The organism is Streptomyces sp. NPDC060232, assembly GCF_042726555.1.
Taxonomy (GTDB): domain Bacteria; phylum Actinomycetota; class Actinomycetes; order Streptomycetales; family Streptomycetaceae; genus Streptomyces.
The window spans coordinates 327,880-334,861 of the sequence record NZ_JBHXAG010000004.1 but is presented as its reverse complement, the minus strand read 5'-3'; the positions used below and the strand labels follow the sequence as shown (position 1 = coordinate 334,861).

Genomic DNA, 6,982 nt, shown 5'->3' with positions numbered 1-6,982 from the left:
ACGTCCACAGACCCCGCACAACGGGCACTGCAGCGTCCAGGAAGGCCAAGCCCACGACCCCACGACCCCGCCGCACAGGTTAAAGATCAAGCTAGTCCCGCGACCACCTCGTGGTGACGTACGTGATCGCCTGGGCGGCCTCGTCCATCCGGCGGGAGCCGGAGCGGACGGTCCTGCTCAGTTCCACGTGCAGGAAGCGGGTCCCGTGCCGGGCGGCGAGCCGGCCCTGCTCGTTGGTCCGGCCCGACAGCTTGCACGTGGCGGACCACGCCCGGCACACCGCGACGTCCTGGCCGGCCAGCTTGTCGGCGAGCCGTTCGGCGTCCTGGACCGCCCGGCTCCCCGCGCCGGTGGAGACGACCCAGTCGCTGCCGGGGACGGAGTCGTCGGCGAAGCCGTGCAGCTGGATGCCGGGCAGGCCGCGCCTGGTGAGCTCGGCGACCACGGCGTGGAAGACCGAGTCGGTGCGGTGCGCCATGTCGGCCGGGTTCCCCTCGTCCCCGTCGTCCGCCTCGTCGCCCGCCCCTTCCGCTTCCGCCGCGCCCGAGCCTGCCGCCGAACCCGCCGTACGGTGGGCCCCCGCCATGACCATGACCCCGCCGGGGGCGCCGCGCAGGACCCTGGCCCCGAGCCGCTCGGTCCCCTGGTCGGCGACGGGGTGCGGGACCTGGACCGACCAGCGGGGAGGCGCGCCGAGGTCGACGTAGACGCGGCCCCAGCCGCGATGGGCGGACCCGGACCGGCCCGCCGCGTCGGAGACCTCCGCGAAGCGGCGGCCGCCGGCCGTGTCGGTGAAGGTGTCGAGCCTGTAGTCCACCTCGGCCAACCGGCTACGAGCCATGTCGACATTCCCGTCAAACAGGTCGGAAACACCCTCGACAATGATCGCCTTCTCGGTCTGCGTGGGCGTGCGGTAACCGCCCGTCACGCCGAACTCCCCCGCGAAGCGGGTGACACGGTCCAGTAGATCTATGTCCTCCGCCACAGGGGGCGCCGAGCGACTGGATCCCTTTTCGGCCGAATTGCTTGGATCAAAAGCGGCGTAAGCCACCAGCGACATGACCACGCCGCACAAGATCACACCAATCGTTACGCCCTTTGTGAACTTCACAGTCTGCACTGGCTGAAAATAGCCGAGTGAAAATAGCTCCTCCCCGTCCGGCCCCCGCCCTGACCCGCGCGGTGCTCCTCGTCCTCCCGCTGAGCCTCGCGCTCGCGGGGTGCGGCCTCCTCGGCGGCCCGCAGGAGAACCAGGGGCCGTCGGGCGACGCGGCGGGCACCGGCGCCAAGGGCGCGGGCCGCTCCTTCACCGTCGCCGCCGCGGGCGACATCCTCATCCACCCGCAGCTGACCGCCCAGGCCGCCCGGGATGCCAAGGCCGCCGGTCACACGGGGTACGACTTCGACCGGATCATGGCGGGGGTCACACCGGTCATCAGCAAGGCCGACCTCGGCATCTGCCACATGGAGCCGGTCCTGGGCAAGCCGAACGGCCCCTTCCAGACCTACCCCGACTTCCTCGTCCCGCCGCAGATCGCCAAGACGATCAAGAACGTCGGCTACGACACCTGCTCGACGGCCTCGAACCACACCCTCGACCACGGACCGGACGGCGTGTTCCGCACCCTGGACACGCTGGACCGCGAGGGCCTCAAGCACACCGGGTCCGCCCGCAGCCAGGAGGAGCACGACACGCCTCTGATCCTGGACGTCAAGGGCGTCAAGGTCGGCCAGATCTCCTTCGCCTTCGGCTTCAACGGGCGCGACGTCCCCGAGGACAAGCCCTGGCTGGCCAACCTCACCAGCTTCAAGGCAGTCGCCGCGGCCGAGAAGAAGGCCCGCGCGGCCGGCGCCGAGGTGGTGATCCTCTCCATCCACTGGGGCCGCGAGCACCAGCCGAACCCGAGCAACCCGCAGCTGGAACTGGCCCGCAAGATCGCCAAGGAGACCGGGATCAACCTGGTCATCGGCCACCACGCCCACGTCGTGCAGCCGATGGAGAAGGTCGACGGCACGTGGGTCGCCTACGGCCTCGGCAACCAGCTCGCCCGCCACGACGTGCCCAGCGGTCTGACCGAGGAGGGTGCCATCGGCTGGTTCGAGTTCAGCGAGAAGAACGGCGCGTGGGACGTACAGGCCCGCTTCGTGCCCACCTTCACCGACATCCCGCCGGACCCCGAGGGCACCCCGGGATCGGAGCTGCCCGGCGCCGACCCGCAGCCGGTGCGCGACCACCGCCTGGTCGACGTCGTGGAGGCCCTCCGGGGCGACAGCGGCCTGCTGCCGGAACAGCGCGCCCGCTACCGCCTGGCCTTCGAGCGCACCCAGGGCACCATGCTCAACCGCGGCGCCGGCAAGGACGGGCTGCGCGCCCTGCGGGGGCTGCCCGGGTGACCCCGTCCCTTACACCAGCAGGCGAACGCACGACCTCCCCGCCCTCCAAGCCGTCCCAGGAAGGACAACCAGCCGTGGCCGCACCCCGCAGCAAGCGGCGGCGCAAGGCCGGCCGCAGGGCCGACATGTCGCTGCTCGGCGGCATCAGGCCGCCGATCACCGTGCTGTCGGTGCTGCTGCTCGCCCTGGCGGGGTTCACCGCGGTGACCCTGGGCAGCGTCCGCGAGGGCCGGCTGCCCGCCGCGGTGCTCACCTCCCAGCAGCACTTCGCGGAGGACGGCGCGGTCGCCCTGCGCGCCTCGCTGGACGAGAGTGTCACCGACCTCGACCGGGCCGCGGCCCTGTTCTCCACCGGGAAGCCCGTCCCCCCGGACGCCGTGCTCGACAAGATCGGCAGCGTCTACCAGAAGTGGCGCGGCACCGCGGTCGTCGAGATCAGCTCGGGCCGGCTGCTGGCCGCCCGCGGCGAGAACCTCCCCCTGACCGCGATCGACCGCACCCGGCTCACCGGCGAGGGCGGCCTGGCCCCCCGCATGGTCAAACTGTCCAACGGCGAGACCCGGCTGCTCACCCTCTCCCTGCTGTCCTGGAAGGACCAGCCCCAACAGCTGCTGGTCGCCTCCAGCAGCCTGCGCTTCCCCGGCATCAGCCTCGGCAACTTCCGTGCCATCGCCGTCGTCGGCTCCGACGGCACGGTGCTCAGCAACGACGGCATCCCCGAGCCCGAGATGGTCCTCACCGACCTCCAGCGCGCCGACGTCAAACGCGACACCAAGCAGCTGCGCTCCTTCGCCAAGACCGCGGCGAAACGGACCAAGGCCAACCCCCTGACCACGAAGGAGCCCGGCTCCGGCGGCTTCCCCGGCGTCAGCGGCAGCCTGACAGGAGGCGAATGGGGCGGTGAACGCGCCGCCGCGGGCTACGCCCGCCTCGCCGGACCCGAACCGGGCGTCGGCACCAGCGCCACCAGCCTGGAACTGACCGTCGTCGCCATGGTCAACGTCGCGCAGAACCCCGCCCGCACCTCCGACGCCTTCGCCGGACTGGTCCTGGCCGGCGCCCTGCTGCTGGTCGGCGCCCTGGTCGTCGCTCTGCTCGTCGGCACCGTGCAGCGGCCGCTGATCACCCTGTTCCTGGAGAGCCGCCGTCTGACCCGCGGGGACCTGACCCGCCCGGTGTCCGTCCCCCGCGGGAGCGAGGCGGCCCGGATCGGGACCGCCCTGGAGCGGTTGCGCGGCCAGCTGGCGGACCAGGACGCACCCCAGCCGCCCGCCCCCTCCGGCAGGCGCAAGCGCCGTACGGGCGCCCGCACCCTCCTCGCCCTGTGCGGGGTCCTGCTCCTGGCCTGGTGCGTGCCGCTGGGCCTGCTGGTCAACCGGGCCGGCGCGGACGTCGTCGTACCGCAACAGCTGGTCAACGACCAGCGGGAGCGCACCGACACCCTCAACGACCGGATCCGGCGCGCCCTCAACGAGGGCCAGGCCGACCTGCAGTCCGTCGCCTCGCTGATGGGCGACGACACGACCCCGCAGCACATGACCACCGTCCTGGAACGCACCGCCCGGGAACACCTGCGCTACGACTCCCTCTACGTGCTCGACGCCGGCGGCAAGGTACTCGCCCAGGCCGGCGGCGCACCGCAGGCCACCGGCGCCAAGGGCCCCCGCAAGGAGCCGATCGCCCTCCACGAGGGCGGCAAGAAGCCGGTCGTCGTCGCGACCGCCCAGCTCCCGGGTCACAGCGGCTCGGCGGTCGTCGGCGAGTTGCGCATCGACTTCCTCAACTCGCTGCTCAAGCGGCCGGGCCTGGGGGAGATCCGGGTGGTCGACTCCCAGCACCGGGTCATCGCCTCCAACAACGGCTACCGCGCCTTCGAGAAGCTCGGCGACGAGCGGCTCGACGCCCTCGTCGAGGGCTCCGCCCTCAAGGTCGGCATGGCCCCGCGGCCCGGCAGCGTCCTGTACCGCAGCGGCGGCGGCCATGTCATCGCGGCAGCCGCGCCGTTCGTGGGCGGCGGCGCCGCCAAGCCCCTGGACTGGACCGTGGTCAGCTGGCAGTCCGCCAAGGGCCTGGCCATCCACGAGTACAGCCTGCAGAACCGCACCGTGCTCGCCGGCCTGCTCGGCTTCGCGGTCGGCGCGGCCTGCCTGGGCTGGCTCCAGATCATCGTGATCGCCCCGCTGCGCGAGCTCGCCCGGCGCGCCGAGGCGCTCGCCGACGGCGACCGCCGCACCGTCCTGTACCCGCGCCACCACGACGAGGTGGGCGCCGTGACGCGGAGCCTGGAGATCATCCGCCAGCAGCTCCAGCAGCAGCGCAAGCAGGCCGGCGGGCGAGCCTCCGCACCGGCCGGAAGGAACTGATCCCCCGTGCTCTTCCTCTACTGCGTGCTGCTCGCCTGCTGCGCGATCATGCTCGTCGCGGGCATCGTGGAACAGCGGCGGCACTTCGCCAGCCTGCACCGCATACCGAACCGGGTGCTGGTCAACGGCATCCGCGGCAAGAGCTCCATCACCCGGCTGTGCGCGGGGGCGCTGCGCGGCGGCGGTCTGACCACGGTCGCCAAGACCACCGGCACGGCAGCCCGGTTCATCCACCCGGACGCCACCGAGGAGCCGGTCTACCGCAAGTTCGGCATCGCCAACGTCGTGGAGCAGATCGGCATCGTGCGGCGCGCCTCCGCCTACCGTCCGGACGCGCTCGTCATGGAGTGCATGGCGGTCATGCCGGCGCTCCAGGAGATCAACCAGTCCAAGCTGATCCAGTCGACCATCGGCGTCCTGTGCAACGTCCGCGAGGACCACGTCGCCGAGATGGGCCCGACCCTCGACGACATCGCGCGCTCCCTGTCCCGGTCGATGCCGTACGGCGGAATCTGCGTCACCGCCGAGAAGGAGCGCTTCGACGTCCTCCAGGAGGAGGCCGACGCCCGTGGCTGCCAGCTGCTCTACGCCGACCCCGACACCGTCAGCGACGAGGAGCTGCGCGGCTTCAGCTGGTTCACCTTCAAGGAGAACGTCGCCATCGCGCTGCTGGTCGCCGAGCTCCTCGGCGTCGACCGGGAGACCGCCCTGCGCGGGATGTACGAGGCCCCGCCGGACCCGGGTGTGCTCTCGGTCGAGCGGTACCTGGCCCCCGGCGGGAAGCGGCTGCGGTTCGCCAACGTCTTCGCGGCGAACGACCCCGAGTCGACGCTGATGAACATCAACCAGCTGCTGGACCTGGGTGCGGTGGACCGCCCCCTGAGCGTGGTGATCAACTGCCGGCCCGACCGGGTCGAGCGCAACGGCCAGATGGGCGCGATCATCCCCGAACTGCGGCCGGACAAGGTCTTCGTGATCGGCCACCCCGCCAAGAGCGCCATCGACGCGATCCCGGCCGAGTGGCGCGACCGCGCCGTCGACCTCGGCGGCGACCACCGCGACGGCGAGGAGTTCATGCAGGAGCTGCTGGGACACCTCGGCCCCAGCTCCTCGCTCGTCGCCATCGGCAACATCCACGGTCAGGGCGAGGTGCTGCTGGAGCACCTCGCCGAGCTGCCGGCGGACGAGGCGGTCGACTCCGAGGACGGCGGCCCTGCACGGGAGGCCGACCCGGCGGTCCGGGCCGACCAGCCCTTCCCCCCGCACACGGACACCGCGTACGGCCAGGACCCGTACGCGCAACGTCCGTACGAGGCCGACCCGTACGCCCAGGTCCCGCACACGCGGAGCCCGTACGCGCAGGTCCCGTACGCGCAGGGCGCGCACACCCAGGGCCCGCACGGCCAGGGCCCGCACGCGCAGGGCCCGCACGGCCAAGGCCCGCACACGCAGGGCCCGCACACGCAGGGCCCGCACGGCCAAGGCCCGCACGCGCAGGGCCCGCACGCGCAGGGCCCGCACGGCCAAGGCCCGCACCCGCAGGGCCCGTACGCGCAGGGCCCCGCCCCCGACCCGCACGGCATCCGCGCCGCCACGCCCGTACCGGCCTGGCCGCAGCAGCAACCGCCGCAGCCGCGGCCGCAGATCCACCCGAGCCCCCCGCAGGGGCAACGGCACACCCCAGGAGAACCCCGTTGATCCCCGCCGTCCTCACCCCCGAGATCGCCGCGATCGGCATAGCCCTGGGTCTGCTGTTCTCGCTCGTCTGCTACCTCACCACCAACCTCTCCCCCGGCGGAATGATCACCCCGGGCTGGCTCGCGCTGACCCTCCTGGAGGACCTCCAGCGCGCCGCCCTCGTGGTCGGTGTGACCGTCGCGACGTACGCGCTCACGCTCGTCGTGCAGCGCTTCGTGATCCTCTACGGCAAGCGGCTGTTCGCGGCCGTCGTGCTGCTCGGCGTCCTGCTCCAGGCCACCGTGGTGATCGTGCTCCAGATGGAGTTCCCCCTCCTCTACGCGAACCAGACCCTCGGCTTCATCGTGCCCGGCCTGATCGGCTACCAGCTGGTCCGCCAGCCGAAGGGGGCCACCCTGCTCGCCACCGGCAGCACCACGCTCATGACGTACGTCGTGCTGACCGCCGGCATCCTGCTCGGCGTCATGCCGGCCGCCTAGGCCGGACAGAACCGTGCCCGCGCCGTGCCCCTCCCCAACCGCTCCGGA

5 protein-coding genes are annotated in these 6,982 nt (G+C 72.3%); 4 read left to right on the top strand and 1 reads right to left on the bottom strand.

Features of this window, described 5'->3' with window-relative positions; genetic code table 11:
- Positions 1 to 91: 91 nt before the first annotated feature.
- Positions 92 to 985 (bottom strand): hypothetical protein, encoded by an 894-nt coding sequence (locus tag ACFWFZ_RS09915; protein WP_387119218.1) that lies wholly within the window; start codon positions 983 to 985, stop codon positions 92 to 94.
- Between the two features lie 158 nt (positions 986 to 1,143).
- On the opposite strand from ACFWFZ_RS09915, the gene ACFWFZ_RS09910 reads away from it, so the two are divergent.
- From ACFWFZ_RS09910 to ACFWFZ_RS09895, 4 genes are all read left to right on the top strand, one after another.
- Positions 1,144 to 2,394, top strand: coding sequence for a CapA family protein (locus ACFWFZ_RS09910; protein WP_387119240.1), 1,251 nt, complete (start codon positions 1,144 to 1,146; stop codon positions 2,392 to 2,394).
- 125 nt (positions 2,395 to 2,519) lie between these two features.
- Positions 2,520 to 4,757 (top strand): cache and HAMP domain-containing protein, encoded by a 2,238-nt coding sequence (locus ACFWFZ_RS09905; RefSeq protein ID WP_387119236.1) that lies wholly within the window; start codon positions 2,520 to 2,522, stop codon positions 4,755 to 4,757.
- 6 nt (positions 4,758 to 4,763) lie between these two features.
- Positions 4,764 to 6,455, top strand: a complete 1,692-nt coding sequence (pgsB, locus tag ACFWFZ_RS09900) for a poly-gamma-glutamate synthase PgsB (protein WP_387119215.1) — start codon at positions 4,764 to 4,766, stop codon at positions 6,453 to 6,455.
- A complete protein-coding gene (locus ACFWFZ_RS09895; protein ID WP_030028214.1) occupies positions 6,452 to 6,934 on the top strand; it encodes a poly-gamma-glutamate biosynthesis protein PgsC/CapC in 483 nt (160 codons plus the stop codon). The genes pgsB and ACFWFZ_RS09895 overlap by 4 nt, the downstream gene beginning before the upstream one ends.
- The last annotated feature ends 48 nt before the right edge of the window (positions 6,935 to 6,982 follow it).

Coding starts and splice junctions, on each gene's coding strand:
- ACFWFZ_RS09905 (WP_387119236.1), top strand. CDS start 2,520: ATGTCGCTGCTCGGCGGCATCAGGCCGCCGATCACCGTGCTGTCGGTG.